The sequence below is a fragment of the Nocardioides sp. NPDC057772 genome (assembly GCF_042798075.1).
Lineage (GTDB): Bacteria > Actinomycetota > Actinomycetes > Propionibacteriales > Nocardioidaceae > Nocardioides.
In genome coordinates, this window is the sequence record NZ_JBHVKN010000043.1 from 1 (window position 1) to 15,990 (window position 15,990).

The following is a 15,990-nucleotide window of genomic DNA, read 5'->3' on the forward strand; positions in this document are numbered from 1 at the left end:
CAAATGGCTGCACCACTACAATCACCACCGCGGCCACACCAGCCTCAGGGGCAAGTCACCGATCGACCGCGTGCCCAACCTCCCCGGTCAGAACACCTAGCCGACGATACGGTGATGACGCGACTGATCGCCGCGACCGACGATCTCGCTGCCGTCCTCGGCGAGCGGGCGAACGGCCTCGCAGGCACCGGCGCCGGCGGGTACGATCCCGGACTCACCGGCCAACGGCACATCTTCAACCAGTTCGCATCGTCGCTCGACGAGCTCACCGACATCCCCGATGCGCCGGTCCCGACGTGGGTCCGCAACGAGGCCGGCACCTGGGCCGAGAGGCTGCGACTGATGAGCGATCAGCCGATGAGCACGTTGGTCCATGACGACATCCGGATCGACAACCTGCTCCAGCGCCCCACTGGCGAAATAGTCTTTCTCGACTGGGGCGCCGCCGGCATCGGCCCGGATTGGCTCGATCCGCTCCTCGCCCGGCTGGAACGGGTCGATCAGGACTGGTTCGACACCTCTCTGACTTCCTCCGCGGCGCTGGCTCGTATCGGCGACGAGGCGGTCACCAGCTGGCTCGTCGGGATCGGCACCCATCTGGCGGTCCGGACGGTCACGGCGGTCGATGTCAACCTGCCGACCCTGCAGGAATTCCGGCGTACGGAGTCGGCTCGGTTCCTCAGTGCGGCCGCCCGCCGCCTCCGATGACGGGCTGGCCGCATCAGTCAGGCGGCGTGTGCGTGGTCGAGCAGCACGTCGCGCAGCGTGAACTCTGCCCGAGACAGTGGCGGTGGGTCTTGGCCCCAGGTGTCGGGTGGTGGGCTGGTGTAGACGTGGCCGGTGGGTGTGGTGGTGATGGAGCCGTCGGGTCCGGGTCTGGCTTGCCAGCCGAGGGCTTCTTTGGCTTGGTTGCAGCGTTCGCAGAGACCTTGGAGGTTCGCGGCGCTCGTGACGCCGCCGTCGGCGTGGCGCTGGATGTGGTCGATGTTGCGGATCGGGGCGTCACAGCCGACGGTGCGGCAGATCCCGCCGTCACGAGTCGCGATGAACTCCGCGAGTCCGTCGGGTGCCTTGCGTGACCGGGACTCCATCGCGACCAGTTGGCCGGCGGGGTCGGTGAACACCCGCCGGACGAAGATCTCGGCGTCAGACAAGGCCTCACGCGCCCAGGCGGCGGGGACAGGCCCGTAGCCCTCGACCATCGCCGGCTGGTCACTGTCATTGGCGAGCGAGTCGGCGGTCATCACGACCTTGACCTCGATCCGCGGCTTCGCTCCGGCGCTGCTGCGGCCGGTGATCCGGTCGACGAGGGTGTCGGCCATGACCTGACCCCGGGACCGCTCATCACCAGCAGCCCGGGCGGCGTTGGCAGCCTGATCCAGGGCCGCGAACACCGCGACGCCGTCCTTGACCGGCAACAGGGCACCGAGCCAGGTCATCGTGTCCGGTGCCGGCCGCAGGCTGACCCGTCGGTCTGTGGCTGCGTTGGCGGCACGGGCGACCACGGAGGCCTGGTCGAGGGTGATGGCCAGCTTCTTGGCGGCGTTCTCGAGCTGCCGCAGCCCCATCAACCCGGCCTTGGCGGCGTCCTTGACGCGGCGCGCGATCGAGAAACAATCAAAGCAAGGGTCGGCGGCGAACCCTGAACCGAAAACACAGCCGCCAAACCGAGCCCTCCCGGAGAAGAGGACCGTGCCGCTCTCGACACGCCTCGCCCAGCGGCTCCGGCGGCTCGACCAGCTACTTCTTGTCGTTCGACGGCTGCGTAGTGGAAAGCGCAGCCACGAAGGCCTCCTGAGGAACCTCGACGCGACCGACCATCTTCATCCGCTTCTTGCCTTCCTTCTGCTTCTCGAGCAGCTTGCGCTTACGCGAGATGTCGCCGCCGTAGCACTTGGCGAGGACGTCCTTGCGGATGGCGCGGATGTTCTCGCGGGCGATGACGCGGGCGCCGATGGCGGCCTGGATGGGCACCTCGAACTGCTGCCGAGGGATGAGCTCCTTGAGCTTGCCGGCCATCATCACGCCGTAGTTGTAGGCGGCGTCGCGATGGACGATCGCGGAGAAGGCGTCTACGGGCTCGCCCTGCAGCAGGATGTCGACCTTGACCAGATCGGCGGCCTGGTCGCCGGAGAACTCGTAGTTGAGCGAGGCGTACCCCTTGGTCTTCGACTTGAGCTGGTCGAAGAAGTCGAAGGCGATCTCGCCCATCGGCAGGACGTAGCGCATCTCGACGCGGTCCTCGGAGAGGTAGTCCATCCCCTGCAGAGTGCCGCGCTTGTTCTGGCACAGCTCCATGATCGTGCCGATGTAGTCGGACGGCGCCAGGATGGTGGCGTTGACGACCGGCTCGCGGACCTCGTTGATCTTGCCCTCGGGGAACTCCGAGGGGTTGGTCACGATGTGCTCGGTGCCGTCCTCCATGACCACGTCGTAGACCACGTTGGGGGCGGTCGAGATCAGGTCGAGGTTGAACTCGCGCTCGAGCCGGTCGCGGGTGATCTCCATGTGGAGCAGGCCGAGGAAGCCGCAGCGGAAGCCGAAGCCGAGGGCGCCGGAGGTCTCCGGCTCGTACGTCAGCGCAGCATCGTTGAGCTGCAGCTTGTCGAGCGCCTCGCGCAGGTCGGGGTACTGGTCGCCGTCGATCGGGTAGAGCCCCGCGAAGACCATCGGGTTGGGGTGGGAGTAGCCACCGAGCATCTCCTCGGCGGGCCGGCCGTTGTTGGTGACGGTGTCACCCACGCGCGACTGGCGCACGTCCTTCACACCCGTGATGAGGTAGCCGGTCTCACCGACGCCGATGTGGTCGGCCTTCACCGGCTCCGGGGAGATCACGCCGAGCTCGAGCATCTCGTGGACGGCGCCGGTCGACATCATCTTGATCTTGTCGCGGTGCTTCAGGGAGCCGTCGAAGACCCGGACGTACGTCACGACGCCCCGATAGGTGTCGTAGACCGAGTCGAAGATCAGTGCCCGCGCGGGCGCGTCCGGGTCGCCCACCGGCGGCGGCGTCTGTGCCACGATCTCGTTGAGCAGCGCCTCGACGCCGAGCCCCGTCTTGGCCGAGACCTGGAGCACGTCCTCGGGCTCGCAGCCGACGAGGTTGGCCAGCTCCAGGGCGTACTTCTCCGGGTTGGCCGAAGGCAGGTCGATCTTGTTGAGCACCGGGATGATGTGCAGGTCGGCACCCATCGCCAGGTAGAGGTTGGCCAGGGTCTGCGCCTCGATGCCCTGGGCCGCGTCGACGAGCAGGATCGCCGCCTCGCAGGCCTGCAGGGATCGGGAGACCTCGTAGGTGAAGTCGACGTGGCCGGGGGTGTCGATCATGTTGAGGACGTACGTCTCGCCCTCGACGGCGTTCTCCTGGCCCTCGGTGACAGTCCACGGCATCCGCACGGCCTGGGACTTGATCGTGATCCCGCGCTCGCGCTCGATGTCCATGCGGTCGAGGTACTGCGCCCGCGCGGCGCGCTCGTCGACCACGCCGGTCAGCTGCAGCATCCGGTCGGCCAACGTCGACTTGCCGTGGTCGATGTGGGCGATGATGCAGAAGTTGCGGATGATCGCCGGGGGCGTGGAGCCGGGCTTCGGGGCAGCACTCATGATGAGGGTCATCCTCCCACGGTCAGTACTGATGGAACCAAAGCGGCAGCTGCACCGACTCGCCCGGGCAGGTCACGTTGCGGTCGCGGCCGTCCTCGAGCCACTGCACGATCACCGCGGCACCGCCCTGGAACATCCAGTCTCCGCCGCAGCGCTCCAGGGCCGCCGCCCGCGACGTCTCGCCTGCCGGGCGCCACTCGGGCAGCTGGAGCTGCAGGTCGCCGACGATCGGCGTCCACAGCCCCTCGATCGAGTAGACCCCGACCCGTTTCCCGGCATCCTGGTAGCCGGCCAGAGCGCCCTTGACAACCGCCTGGTTGGCCGCGATGTCGTCGGACCACTCCCACACCGCGACCGGCTCGACGTCGAGCCAGACCGAGGGCGACTCCAGCCCGGCGCGCTTCATCTGCTCGAGGTTCCACCGAGCCTGCTGGTAGCCGACGTTGGTCAGCCGGCCGATCTTCGTGTCCGGGTCGCCGGGGCCCTCCTCGCCTCGCTCACGGAGCGTCGCCGCGGTGGGATAGGAGACGACCGCGTAGGCCGAGGTCATCAGCTTGTTCTTCTTGGCCCACTCGGCCTGCGAGGCCAGGCACGGGTTGGGGGTGAACGCCGGGCCGTTGGTGAGCCCGATGATCACGTACTCCGCCGAGTCGAGCGGCATCGGCAGCCCCAGCGTGCGGCGCTCCTTGATGCCCATCCCCTCGGGACACTGCGGCCAGCTCAAGTCACCGCCCTCGACGATCCCGCGGTCCTGAGCGGGTGCGACGGACGGGATATCGAGCGACTCAGGCGCGCGTGGCGCCGGGCTGGCCTGCTTTCCGGGCTCGGTGTCGGTCTCGGGCTCCGCAGGCGCCGACGGCGAAGCCGACTCCGCCTCGGCCCTCGGCTCGGCGGCGCAGCCGAACAGCGCCGGCGCCACCAGGAGCAGCAGCGCGGCAGCGTACGTCTTCCTTCTTGCCCACATCACCGCAGATACTGCCAGCCGTATCCCAGCAGGTCACACCTGCGCGAAGTCGTCTCCCATCACGGGACGGATCTCGATGGGCTCCCCGAGGACCGCGACGATCCGCGACACGATGTCGATGGCGCGCTGCTGGCTGGCCACGTCGATGACCGCGAAGCTGGCCAGCACCTCCTTCAGCTCGGCGAACGGACCGTCGGTGGCGACGGGGCCGTCCTCACCTGGCCGGACCGTGACGGAGACCGCGGGGTGCCCGAGCCCCTCAGTGCTGACCAGCTCGCCGTTGGCGACCAGCTCCTCCTCGAACTTCTGGTACTCCGCGAAGGCCGCGAGCGCCTCCTCCGAGGCGGTGTCCGAGGCGTCCCACGCGTCAGCGGGCGTGTATCCCAGCAGCAGATATTTCATGTTCTCGAAACTAGTCTCTGTGGTCATGGCCGGACCAGCGGTTCTCGAAGACCTGCTTCGCACGGAGGCGCCGTACGTCCTCGGCGCCCTGGTCCGCCGCTTCGGACGGTTCGAGGCGGCCGAGGACGCGGTCCAGGAGGCGCTGCTGGACGCCAGCGTCCAATGGGCGCGCGACGGCATCCCGGAGAACCCGCGCTCCTGGCTGACCCGGATCAGCTACCGGCGGATGGTCGACCTGCTCCGCACCGAGCAGGCGGCCCACCGTCGCGAGCTCCAGGTCGGGATCGCCGAGGTGGTCACTCCGGCAGGCCCAGCGGCGGCGAGCGACGACAGCTTGACGCTGTTGCTGCTGTGCTGCCATCCAGCGCTGTCGCGGACCTCCCAGGTCGCCCTCACACTGCGCGCCGTCGGAGGACTGACGACGACCGAGATCGCCCATGCGTACGGCGTCTCGGAGACCACCATGGGCACCCGGATCAGCCGGGCGAAGCAGACGCTGCGCAAGGCAGGCGCCCGGTTCACGCCTCCCGGAGAGGGGGAACGCGAGGAGCGGGTCGGTGCGGTGCTCGACGTGCTCTACCTCGTCTTCAACGAGGGCTACACCGCCACCGCCGGGACCGAGCTGGGCCGGGTCGACCTGGCGCACGAGGCGATCCGGCTGACCCGGATGCTCCGCCGGATCGCTCCCGATCAGCCCGAGGTCGCCGGACTGCTGGCGCTGATGCTGCTCACCGAGACACGCCGGCCCGCACGCACCGCCCCGGACCTCGGCCTGGTGCCGCTGGCCGAGCAAGACCGGACGCGGTGGGACCGGGCTCTGCTCGACGAGGGCGTGGCCGTGCTGGAGGAGGTGTGGGGCGCCGGTGAGCCGGGGCCCTTCCTGCTCCAGGCGGCGATCGCGGCCGTCCACGCACGAGCGGAGTCCCCGGCAGACACCGACTGGCGCGAGATCCTCGGCCTCTACCTGCTGCTGGAACGTACGTTGCCCACCGCACCGGTGCGCCTGGGCCGGGTGGTCGCGGCGGCCCAGGCGTTCGGCCCGGTGGTCGGTCTGCGGCTGCTCGACGAGCTCGACGCCGAGCACGGCCTCGCCGGCGATCCGTTGACCGCGCAGCGGTTCCTGGCGGTACGGGCGCACCTGCTCGACCAACGGCGCGACCCGTCCGCAGCCCCCCAGTTCCGGGCGGCTGCGGAGCTGACCGCCAACGAGGCCGAGCGCGACTATCTGCTGCGGCGCGCGGATCAGGCCCGGGTCATCGTCGACTCGTAGCCGCCCTGGCCGGCGTAGTCCCACTCGCCGGTCATGACGTCGCCGGTCTCGTCGAAGACGCCGACGAACTTGACTGGCGATCCCTTCTCCCCGCCCCAGATGGTGAGCGTGTCGCCGTCGACCTCGTAGACGTAGTCGAGGGTGGCGCCGGTGTTGTCGTAGTAGCGCGAGTGCACGTCGGCGCTCGGCTCCTCACCGAAAGGACGCAGGTTGCCGATCACCTCGATCCCGGTCGTGACCTGCCCGAACTGCTCCAGGCGAACGTCCTGGAGCAGGAAGTAGCCACCGTCCATCCAGCGGTAGGTCACCTCGCCCTCCGCTCCGCCGGTGACCTTCCAGGTGCCGATCAGCCGATCCAGGGCGCGGACCGCCGGGCTCGGGGCGGGCGCTGCGGGCGTGGCGTACTCGTCGTTCATGATGTCGCTCCTCAGGTACGGCCGGCGTCTCCGGCCTTCACCCCTCTCTCGGAGCCCGCCCGGCGATCTCGACATCATGGTGAAAAGAATTTCTCCACCCGCTGCAGACACCTTCCGCGTACGTGTTCACCGACATGACCCGCGGAACTCACCGGTAGTTCCGCGGGCATCGGCAGGTTTGGCTCATGACCCCACTCAACCGCCGCTCCGTCCTCGGCCTCGGCGCCGCCGCCGGTGCCGGACTCGTCGTCCCCACGACCGCTGCACCCGCTCACGCCGCTCACGCCGCCCGCACGGTCCCCACCTCCGCCCCCGCCTTCGTCCGCGGCAACCGCCCGACCCTCACCCACGGCGTCCAGTCCGGCGACGTCGGCGCCCGGGGTGGCGTCCTGTGGAGCCGCGCGGACCAGACCTCGCGCCTGGTCGCGGAGATCTCCACCGACGAGTCGTTCCGCCGGGCGCGCCCGGTGGGCGGCCCCGTGGTGACGGGACGCAGCGACTTCACCGGCGAGCTGAAGGTCGACGGCTTGGAGGCGGGACGCGACTACTTCTACCGGGTCCGCGCCGTCGACCCCGACGACCCGCGACGTGGCAGCGCCTGGGAGATCGGCCGGCTGCGTACGGCACCGAGCAAGCGTCAGGACATCCGGTTCCTGTGGTCCGGCGACATCGCCGGCCAGGGCTGGGGAGCCAACCCCGACTTCGGCGGCTTCCGGATCGCGCCGGCGATGGCGGCACGCGAGGCCGACTTCTTCCTGAGCTCCGGCGACAACGTCTACGCCGACGGCCCGCTCACCTCGACCGTGACCCTCCCCGACGGGCGGGTGTGGAACAACATCGTCACCGAGGAGAAGCACAAGGTCGCCGAGACGCTGGCCGAGTTCCGTGGCCAGTACGCCTACAACCTGCTCGCCGACAACTGGCGCGCCTTCCTCGCCCAGACGCCGATCGTGGCGCAGTGGGACGACCACGAGGTCACCAACAACTGGTACCCGGGCGAGATCCTTCCCGACGACGGCCGCTACACCGAGCGCCGCGTGGACGTCCTGGCGGCCCGCGCGAAGCAGGCCTTCCACGAGTACATCCCTGTCGGCGACGCCTCCCCCGACCCGGACGGCCGGATCTACCGCAAGCTCTCCTACGGTCCGCTGATGGACCTCTTCGTCCTCGACATGCGCACTCACAAGGACGCCAACACGACCAACGCGGAGACGAGCGCCGACGGCGGCGTCCTCGGCGAGCGCCAGACCCGCTGGCTCCTGCGCGAGCTGGCCGCCTCCCGCGCCACCTGGAAGGTCATCGCCTCCGACCTGCCGATCGGCCTGATCGTCCCCGACGGCCCGCTGCAGGAAGGCATCTCCCAGGGCGACGGCGGCGCCCCGCTCGGCCGCGAGCTCGATATCGCGAAGGTGCTGACCGGGCTCAAGCGCCTCGGCATCCGCAACCACGTCTGGCTGACCGCCGACGTCCACTACACCGCGGCGCACTCCTACGACCCCAACCGTGCCGCCTACCAGGACTTCGACCCGTTCTGGGAGTTCGTCTCCGGTCCGCTCAACGCCGGTGCCTTCGGTCCCAACAAGCTGGACAGCACCTTCGGTCCGGCCGCCGAGTTCGTGGCAGCTCCCCCGGCCGCGAACACCTCACCCGCCGACGGGTTCCAGTTCTTCGGCGAGGTCGAGATCGACGGCCGTACGCAGCAGCTCACCGTCACTCTCCGCGACGTCGACGGCGGTGGTCTTTTTACGAAGACGCTGGACCCGAGTTTCCGTTAAGGTCTGCGGGCTAGGGCGTGTCTGCTGTGAAGACACGCCCTAACCGTCTCCCGTCCGGGCCCAGGAGGACCAGCAGACCATGAGCGAAATTCATGTCGTCCCCAAGGACATGAAGGCATCCATCGACGTCGCCACCGACGCCGAGGGTGCCGTACGCAAAGCCGACTCCGCCGGCTATCTGAGCAAGGCGGGTGCCGCGGTCCCCGGGGCGGAGTCCGTCGGCTACATGTCCGAGCTCGGCACCCGCTGGACCGACGAGACCAAGACGGCGGCCGACAGCTCCCAGAAGCTGGCCGCGGAGATGCAGAAAGCTCTCAACGAGTTCGAGGCCGCCGACCAGGCCGCCGGTCAGAACGGCGGAAAGGTCATGGGCCCGAACTGATGGCGATCACGTTCGGCCAGGTCAAGACCTGGAAGGCGGCGCCCCTCGGTGACGCCGGCGACGGGCTCAAGGTCGACCTCTGCAGCCTGGAGACCAGCCGCGACGAGCTCGAGGCCAACGGCGTCGCCACGTCCTGGACCGGCGCCGCCGCGGACGCGGCCCGTGCCCACCGCGACAGCCTGGTCCAGCAGCTGAGCAGTCACATCACCGACAAGCAGCAGATGCAGAAGGCCCTCTACGCCGCCGAGGCTGAGGTCGAGGCGATCGAGCGTCTCGTCCAGGGCGTCCTCGACCGCGCCAAGACCCAGGAGTTCACCGTCGGCGACGACGGCTCGGTCACGAGCACCGCCACCCCGCCCACCTTCCGTAGCCGCTACGAGGCCGAGGAATGGGGCGCCAGCCGCAACACCGTCGCCCAGGAGCTCGCCGACGACATCACCAACGCCCTCGCCAAGGCGGCCGGCGTCGACGCGATCCTCACCGATGCCATCCCGACCGGCACCGACCAGTCGCTCGACGACACCCGCGAGCAGCGCGGGATGGCCTCCCCCGAGGTCGCCGAGCGGTGGGCCCAGCTCACCGATGCCGAGCGCAAGGCGATCATCGATCAGAAGATCGAGGAGCTCGCCGAGGAGTACGGCGTCGACGTCGAGGACATCATCTGGGACGACACCATCTCCGGCAACGGCTCCTGGAGCGAGAGCGAGAAGGCCGTACGCCTCAACCCGGACAAGCTCGACGACCCCGACCTCCTGCACACCGTGGCCCACGAGATGCGCCATGCCCGCCAGTACGAGGCGATCGAGGACAACAACGACTTCCAGTTCTGGTGGGAGGACGACCCCTTCGACATGCACGAGGAGGACGGCATCACCGAGGAGCAGGCCGAGGAGTGGGAGGAGAACTTCGACGACTACAAGAGCCCTGACCAGGACTTCGACGCCTACTACAACCAGCCCGTCGAGAAGGACGCCCGCAACACCGGCCGCGAATACCTCGACAACCTGACCGCCGAAGAGCTCGACCGTCTCCTGAAGGAGTCGAAATGACGACGTACGCCGACCTGGTCACCGCCTACCTCGACGACCCCGGCCCCGAGACGCTGGCGCCCCTGCGCCGCGCGGTGCGCAACTCCGCCAACTTCACCGTCGACCTCGACCTGGCCCCGATCGACAAGCTGCTCTCCGAGGGCGACTACGCCGAGGCCGCGACCGCACTGCGCGCGCTCATGCCGGGCGCGATCTTCAGCCCGTCGGCCCACCTGCGCCTGGCGACGGCCCTGGAGCGCTCCGGTGAGGCGCGCTCGGCCGCCCGCGAGCGCCAGGTGGCCAGCGCCGCCCTGCGGAGCATCCGGGCGACCGGCGACGGCAGCGAGGAGCACCCCTGGACGGTGCTGCGGATCAACGACGAGTACGACATGCTCCGCGCCCTCGACAAGGTGCCCGGCCGACAGGATCTGCTCGAGACCGGCGGGCGGCGGATCGACCGCCACACCTGCACCGACGGCACCCTCCTCCACTTCGACGCGACGGCGCTCGTCTGATGGCGATCACGTTCGGCGACGTCAAGAACTGGAAGGCCGCGCCCCTCGGCGACGCCGGTGACGGGCTCAAGGCCGACCTCCGCAACCTCGAGACCAGCCGCGACGAGCTCGAGGCCAACGGCGTACCCAAATCCTGGACCGGCGTGGCCGCCGACGCCGCCCGCGGCCACCGCGACGCTCTGGTCAGGGACCTCAGCAGCCACATCACCGGCAAGCAGGAGATGCAGAAGGCGCTCTACACCGCCGAGGCGGAGGTCGAGATCATCGAGCGCCTCGTGCAGGGCATCCTCGACCGGGCCAAGACCCAGGAGTTCACCGTCGGCGACGACGGCTCGGTGACCAGCACCGCGACCCCACCGACCTTCAAGAGCCGTTTCGAGGCCGAGGAGTGGGGCAACAGCCGCCAGACCATCGCGCAGGAGCTCGCCGACGAGATCGAAAAGGCGCTGGCCAAGGCGGTCGGCGTCGACGCGATCCTCGCGCGCGGCCTGCCGACCGGCATCGACGAGGAGGGCGACGAGTACGGCAACATCGACCCGGCGATCGCGGAGAAGTGGGAGACGCTCACCATCGAGGAGCGCAAGGCCGTGCTCGAGGAGATGACCAGGAAGATCGCCGAGGAGAGCGGCGTCGACATGCCCACCATCGACTGGGACGACCTGGGCAACGACACCTGGGACGACGGCAGCATCACCTACGGCTACTGGAGCGACGAAGAGCCCACGATGGCGCTCAACCCCAACGTGCTCGACGACCCCGGCCAGCTCATCAACACCGTCGCCCATGAGGTGCGCCACGGTCGCCAGCACGAGGCCATCGATGACATGAACGACTGGCAGTTCTGGTGGGAGGACGACCCCTTCGACGAGCACGAGGCCGACGGGATCACCGAGCAGCAGGCCGAGGAGTGGGAGGACAACTTCGACGACTACAAGAGCACCGACAACGGTGACACCTTCGACGAGTACTACAACCAGCCGGTCGAGGTCGACGCCCGCAACTCCGGCCGCGACTACCTGAACAACCTCACCGAGGAGGAGTTCAACCGTCTCCTGGAGGAGTCGCGGTGACGACGTACGCCGACCTGGTGACCGCCTACCTCGACGACCCCGGGCCCGACAGCCTCGGGCCGCTTCGCCGGGCGGTCCGCGGCGCCGCCAACTACACGCCCGACCTCGACCTCGGCGAGGTCGACGGGCTGCTCGCCGAGGGCGCCTACGCCGAGGCCGCGACCGCGCTGCAGCGGATCATGCCGGGGGCGATCTTCAGCCCCTCGGCGCACCTGCGGATGGCGACCGTGCTGGAGAGGTCCGGCCATGAGCGGGCCGCCGCCCGGGAGCGGCAGGTCGCGCGGGCCGCGCTGCGCAGCATCCGCTCCACCGGCGATGGCAGCGAGCAACGTCCGTGGTCGGTGCTGCGTATCACCGACGAGTACGACATGCTCCGAGCTCTCGACAAGGTCCGCGACCGCCAGGACCTCGTCGAGACCGGCGGCCGTCACCTCGACCGCCTCACCTGCACCGACGGCACCGTCGCATACTTCGACGTGACCTCGTTCGCCTGACAGACAGATTTTCGGGAAGGACCGATGAAACCCCGGACGTACGCCCTCAGTGTCCCGCTCATCGGCGTGCTCGCCGCCGCGCTCCTGGCCGGGTGCGCCGGCGACCCCGACCGGGACGGCTGCGACATCTCGGCCCTGGGGACCTCAGGCGACTCCATCAGCCTGGCCGCCGCGGTCGCGCCCTCGCGACTCGACGCCGGCTCGCTGACCGCCGGCGCCGACGGGAAGTACGTCGTGGCCAGCTGCAGCGACGGCACCTGTCGCTGGAACGCCGGCGGCGGGGCGTACGAAGCCATCTCGAAGACCGGCTACGGCGCCATCAGCCAAGACCTCACGCTGGTCGCGCGGAAGGTCGGCTGCGCGGACATCGCGCTGGTGGAGGTCGACGGCGACACGCAGGTCCAGCGGCTCGAGGGCCTGCCGAACCCGAAGGTCACCGACGCCAGCCCGGTCCGCGAGATCGCGTTCAGCCCCGACGGCCGGCTCGTGGCCGGCGCCGGGCTCGAGGGCGACCTGGTCGTCTGGTCGGTCGAGGACGGCGAGAAGGTGGCGAGCGCCGACCTCGGCAGCGGTGTCGGGTCGATCTCGTTCAGCCCGGACGGCAAGCTGGTCGCGGTCATCGCCGGTGACAGCGCCTCGATCCGCGCCACCGATACGGGCGAGGAGCTCGCCAGCGTGCCCGCCGGGAACCAGGCCAGGCCGGTCTGGAGCCCGGACAGTCATTGGTTGGCGGCCGTCACCACGACCGGGGCGGCCACGATCTGGGACACCCGGAGGTTCGAGGCCGTGGCCGACCTGCCCGGATACGACACGGCGGCGGTCGCCTTCTCCCCGGACTCCCGCTTCCTGGCGACCATCAGCACCGCCGACGCCGACGGCTCCACCGGGCTGCGGCTCTGGGCACCGGCCGCGCTCGGCGGCTCAGGACCGAACCGAGAGCTGACGACGGTCTCTCCGGAGACGAACGTGGTCTTCAGCCCCGACGGCACGACCCTCTACACCGCCTCGGCCGAGGACGGCCTCGCCGGCTGGGACGTGAGCACCGGAAAGTCCGTGGCCACCTTCGACGCCCCGGAGCTGTCGCCTTCCTCCACCGGCTGACGCGCGGCTGGCCCGGGTGGGCGGCGTACGTCAGGATGTCGCTGTGAGCGCGATCCCGACGAACATCCCGCACGGACAGACCGCCCGCCGCCTGGAGTGGACCCACCTGCCCCCGTTCCTGCGGTCATCGATCGAGAAGCGGCTCGGCGGCGGTCCGGTGGTCTCGGCGCAGTCGCACGGAGCCGGCTTCACGCCAGGGTTCGCCTCGGTGCTGACCTGTCAGGACGGCACCCAGCACTTCGTGAAGGCCGCCTCCGCCAAGGCGCAGCGCGACTCCGCGGCGCTCCACCGTGAGGAGGCGGCGAAGCTGAAGAAGCTCGCCGGCTGGATCCCCAGCCCGAAGCTGAAGTGGTTCGACGACGGCGAGTGGGTGGTGCTGGCCTTCGAGCACGTCGAGTCGCGGCTGCCGTCGCGGCCGTGGACGTCCTCGGACCTGGAGATCGTGTCGCGGGCGCTGGTGGAGACCGCCGCAGCACTCACTCCGGCCCCGGGCATCGGCTGGCCGACCTTCGCCGAGGAGCACGCCTCCTACCCCGGCTTGTGGGACCGGGTCGCCGGTTATCCGCACGCCGACCGGGCGGCGTCGATCGCGGCCGGCTTCGCGGACCACACCGCCGGCGAGACGCTGGTCCACCTGGACGTACGCGACGACACGATCCTCATCCGTCCCGACGGCGGCGTGCTGCTGGTCGACTGGACCTGGCCGGTGATCGGTGCCGACTGGATCGACTCGCTCCTGCTGCTGGTCGGGCCGCGTGGTGACGGCCTCGACGCCGAGTCGTTCCTGGCCGGCCATCCGCTGCTGTCGAAGGCCGCGCCGGAGGCCATCGACTCCGTGCTGGCCCTCTTCGCGGGCTACTTCCTGGCCGCCGCCGACCAGCCGGTGAAGACGACCTCGCCCCACCTCCGCAGGATGCAGCGGTGGCAGGGCGAGGTGTGTCTGGGCTGGCTCTCTGAACGCCGAGGCTGGGGTCAGGAGCCGGCGTAGAACGCCTCGATGCGCGCCTTCTCCCGCTCCTCGACGACGTTGCGCTTCACCTTGAGCGACGGGGTCAGCTCACCGCGCTCGACGGTCAGGTCGTGCTCGAGGATCTCCCACTTCTTGATGGTCTCCCAGCGGTTGAGGCTGGCGTTGAGCTCGTCGACGTAGCCGCCGATCAGCTCACGCACCTGCGGGGAGGTGACGATCTCCTCGTAGGACTTGCCCTCCAGCCCGTTGGCGGCGCCCCAGGCGGTGATCGACTCGGGGTCGAGGGCGATCAGCGCGGTGACGAAGTTGCGGTTGGCACCGAAGACGAGGAACTGGCTGGTGTAGGGGCACAGCGCGGCGAACTTCGACTCGATCGCCGGCGGCGCGACGTACTTCCCGCCCGAGGTCTTGAACAGCTCCTTGATCCGGCCGGTGATGGTGATGTAGCCCTCTTCGTCGATCGAGGCCTTGTCACCGGTGTGGTACCAGCCCTCGGCGTCGAGCGCCTTGGCGGTCTCCTCGGGCAGGTTGTGGTAGCCCGGCATCACGTGCGGGCCACGGATGAGCAGCTCGTCGTTCTCGCCGATCTTGACCTCGCTGCCCGGGAACGCCTTGCCGACGGTGCCGAGCTTGTTCTCCGTCAGGGTGCCGACGGACGCGCCCGCGGCGTTCTCGGTCGAGCCGTAGCCCTCCATGATCAGGATCCCCGCGGCCCGGAACCACTCGGCGATGTCGCGGTTGAGCGGGGCGGAGCCGGAGATGAAGAAGCGTACGCGGCCACCGAAGCGGTCACGGACCTTGCTGAGCACGAGCTTGTCGAGCACGGCGTGCTTGAGCGCCATGCCGATCGGCACGGACTTGCCCTCGCGCAGCAGCCGGTCGCGGGCGATGCCGTTGGCGAAGGCCGCGTCGAAGAGCTTCTTCTTCACGCCACCGTCGTTCTCGACCATCATCGTGATCTTGGCGTGGACCTTCTCGAAGATGCGCGGGGCGGCGCCCATGAAGGTCGGCTTCACGATCGCCAGGTTGTCGACGATCTTGTCCATCCGGCCGTCGATCGCGGTCGGGAAACCGCAGGCGATCTGGATCGAGAGCAACACCTTGCCGAAGACGTGCGACATCGGCAGCCACAGGAACTGCAGGTCGTCGGGGCCGAGGACGTCACCCTGGACGCGGATGGCCTCACCCTCGTAGACCCAGGCGCGGTGGAGCAGGCGGACGCCCTTCGGGCGGCCGGTGGTGCCGGAGGTGTAGACCAGGGTGGCCAGGTGGTCCGGCGTGATCTTGGCGGCGGTCTCCTCGATCAAATCCGGGTGCTCGGCGAGGTACTTGTCGCCGATGGCCGCCAGGTCGTCCAGGCCGATGACCCGGTCGCCGTCGGTCTCACCGTCGAAGGTGATGACCTTGACGATCTCGGGGAGGTCGGCGGCCCTCTCGGCGATCTTGGCGAGCTGGCCATCGTCCTCGGCGAAGACGAAGCGGCACTCGGCGTCGCCGAGGATGTAGGCGGTGTCGTCGACGTTGGTCGTCGGGTAGACCGTCGTGGTGGCGCCCCCGGCGAGCATCACCGCGAGGTCGGCGATGATCCACTCGTAGCGCGTGGTCGAGGCGATGCCGACCCGCTGCTCGAGCTCGAGGCCGAGCGAGACCAGGCCCGCGGCGAGGCGGCTGGCCTGGTCGCTGGCCTCCTTCCAGGTCAGCGACTTCCACTCCTCCCCACCCGACTCGGTGGTCGAGCCGACCACGGGATAGCGGAAAGCCTCCGCGTCGGGAGTGGCCTTGACGCGGTTGAGGAAGTGAAGGGCGAAGTTCGCCGGCATCTCGTCGAGGAATGCGAGATCGATCGCGGACTGGGTCGGCATGATTCTCCTGGCCTGCAGTATTTGCGTGGGGGTGGCAATGGGCGGTGTGCACGAGAGGCGCCGCGCGGGGGACCTTAGACGCTCGAGTGGCGCCGCAACAGGGGTCCCGCGCGGAAATCTCGTGACCGAGATCACCAC

Annotated in this window: 16 protein-coding genes; 10 read left to right on the top strand and 6 right to left on the bottom strand. The window is 69.4% G+C overall.

All coding sequences use genetic code 11. From position 1 onward, the window contains the following. Positions 1-111 precede the first annotated feature (111 nt). Entirely contained in the window at positions 112-708 is a 597-nt protein-coding gene (locus tag ACFVJS_RS10195; RefSeq protein WP_378879069.1) for a phosphotransferase, read from the top strand. 17 nt (positions 709-725) lie between these two features. Here ACFVJS_RS10195 and ACFVJS_RS10200 read toward each other — a convergent pair whose 3' ends face one another. The 4 genes from ACFVJS_RS10200 to ACFVJS_RS10215 are packed head-to-tail and all read right to left on the bottom strand — an operon-like array spanning position 726 to position 4,969. Further along, positions 726-1,781, bottom strand: a complete 1,056-nt coding sequence (locus tag ACFVJS_RS10200) for a DUF222 domain-containing protein (RefSeq protein WP_378879142.1) — start codon at positions 1,779-1,781, stop codon at positions 726-728. Beyond that, on the bottom strand, positions 1,741-3,603 hold the full coding sequence (gene lepA, locus ACFVJS_RS10205) for a translation elongation factor 4 (protein ID WP_378879072.1): 1,863 nt from the start codon (positions 3,601-3,603) through the stop codon (positions 1,741-1,743). The genes ACFVJS_RS10200 and lepA overlap by 41 nt, the downstream gene beginning before the upstream one ends. Positions 3,604-3,625: 22 nt before the next feature. Then, complete coding sequence (locus tag ACFVJS_RS10210) at positions 3,626-4,567, bottom strand: hypothetical protein (RefSeq protein WP_378879074.1); 942 nt, start codon at positions 4,565-4,567, stop codon at positions 3,626-3,628. 33 nt (positions 4,568-4,600) lie between these two features. Next, positions 4,601-4,969, bottom strand: coding sequence for a YciI family protein (locus ACFVJS_RS10215; protein WP_378879077.1), 369 nt, complete (start codon positions 4,967-4,969; stop codon positions 4,601-4,603). A gap of 25 nt (positions 4,970-4,994) precedes the next feature. On the opposite strand from ACFVJS_RS10215, the gene ACFVJS_RS10220 reads away from it, so the two are divergent. Further along, entirely contained in the window at positions 4,995-6,239 is a 1,245-nt protein-coding gene (locus tag ACFVJS_RS10220; RefSeq protein WP_378879079.1) for an RNA polymerase sigma factor, read from the top strand. Here ACFVJS_RS10220 and ACFVJS_RS10225 read toward each other — a convergent pair. Next, positions 6,212-6,655, bottom strand: a complete 444-nt coding sequence (locus ACFVJS_RS10225) for a hypothetical protein (RefSeq protein WP_378879082.1) — start codon at positions 6,653-6,655, stop codon at positions 6,212-6,214. The two genes, ACFVJS_RS10220 and ACFVJS_RS10225, sit on opposite strands and share 28 nt — an antisense overlap. A gap of 185 nt (positions 6,656-6,840) precedes the next feature. Between ACFVJS_RS10225 and ACFVJS_RS10230 the strand changes: the two genes are divergently transcribed. From ACFVJS_RS10230 to ACFVJS_RS10265, 8 genes are all read left to right on the top strand, one after another. Next, positions 6,841-8,430: an alkaline phosphatase D family protein gene (locus ACFVJS_RS10230; RefSeq protein ID WP_378879085.1), complete on the top strand. Its 1,590-nt coding sequence runs from the start codon at positions 6,841-6,843 to the stop codon at positions 8,428-8,430. A gap of 79 nt (positions 8,431-8,509) precedes the next feature. After that, positions 8,510-8,812: a hypothetical protein gene (locus ACFVJS_RS10235; protein WP_378879088.1), complete on the top strand. Its 303-nt coding sequence runs from the start codon at positions 8,510-8,512 to the stop codon at positions 8,810-8,812. Further along, entirely contained in the window at positions 8,812-9,861 is a 1,050-nt protein-coding gene (locus tag ACFVJS_RS10240) for a hypothetical protein (RefSeq protein WP_378879091.1), read from the top strand. The genes ACFVJS_RS10235 and ACFVJS_RS10240 overlap by 1 nt, the downstream gene beginning before the upstream one ends. Next, positions 9,858-10,355: a DUF4919 domain-containing protein gene (locus ACFVJS_RS10245; protein ID WP_378879093.1), complete on the top strand. Its 498-nt coding sequence runs from the start codon at positions 9,858-9,860 to the stop codon at positions 10,353-10,355. The genes ACFVJS_RS10240 and ACFVJS_RS10245 overlap by 4 nt, the downstream gene beginning before the upstream one ends. Next, entirely contained in the window at positions 10,355-11,425 is a 1,071-nt protein-coding gene (locus ACFVJS_RS10250) for a hypothetical protein (RefSeq protein WP_378879095.1), read from the top strand. The genes ACFVJS_RS10245 and ACFVJS_RS10250 overlap by 1 nt, the downstream gene beginning before the upstream one ends. After that, positions 11,422-11,919 carry a DUF4919 domain-containing protein gene (locus ACFVJS_RS10255; RefSeq protein WP_378879097.1) on the top strand — a complete coding sequence of 166 codons (498 nt, stop codon included), beginning with the start codon at positions 11,422-11,424 and terminating at the stop codon, positions 11,917-11,919. Before ACFVJS_RS10250 ends, ACFVJS_RS10255 begins: the two co-directional genes overlap by 4 nt. Before the next feature lie 24 nt (positions 11,920-11,943). Further along, complete coding sequence (locus ACFVJS_RS10260) at positions 11,944-13,020, top strand: WD40 repeat domain-containing protein (RefSeq protein ID WP_378879099.1); 1,077 nt, start codon at positions 11,944-11,946, stop codon at positions 13,018-13,020. A 43-nt stretch (positions 13,021-13,063) separates the two neighbouring features. After that, the gene (locus tag ACFVJS_RS10265) at positions 13,064-14,008 is read left to right on the top strand and encodes a hypothetical protein (protein WP_378879102.1); all 945 of its coding nucleotides are present in this window, start codon (positions 13,064-13,066) and stop codon (positions 14,006-14,008) included. Here the strand turns inward: ACFVJS_RS10265 and ACFVJS_RS10270 are convergent. Continuing rightward, positions 13,993-15,852: an AMP-dependent synthetase/ligase gene (locus ACFVJS_RS10270; RefSeq protein ID WP_378879105.1), complete on the bottom strand. Its 1,860-nt coding sequence runs from the start codon at positions 15,850-15,852 to the stop codon at positions 13,993-13,995. The two genes, ACFVJS_RS10265 and ACFVJS_RS10270, sit on opposite strands and share 16 nt — an antisense overlap. Positions 15,853-15,990: the final 138 nt, after the last annotated feature.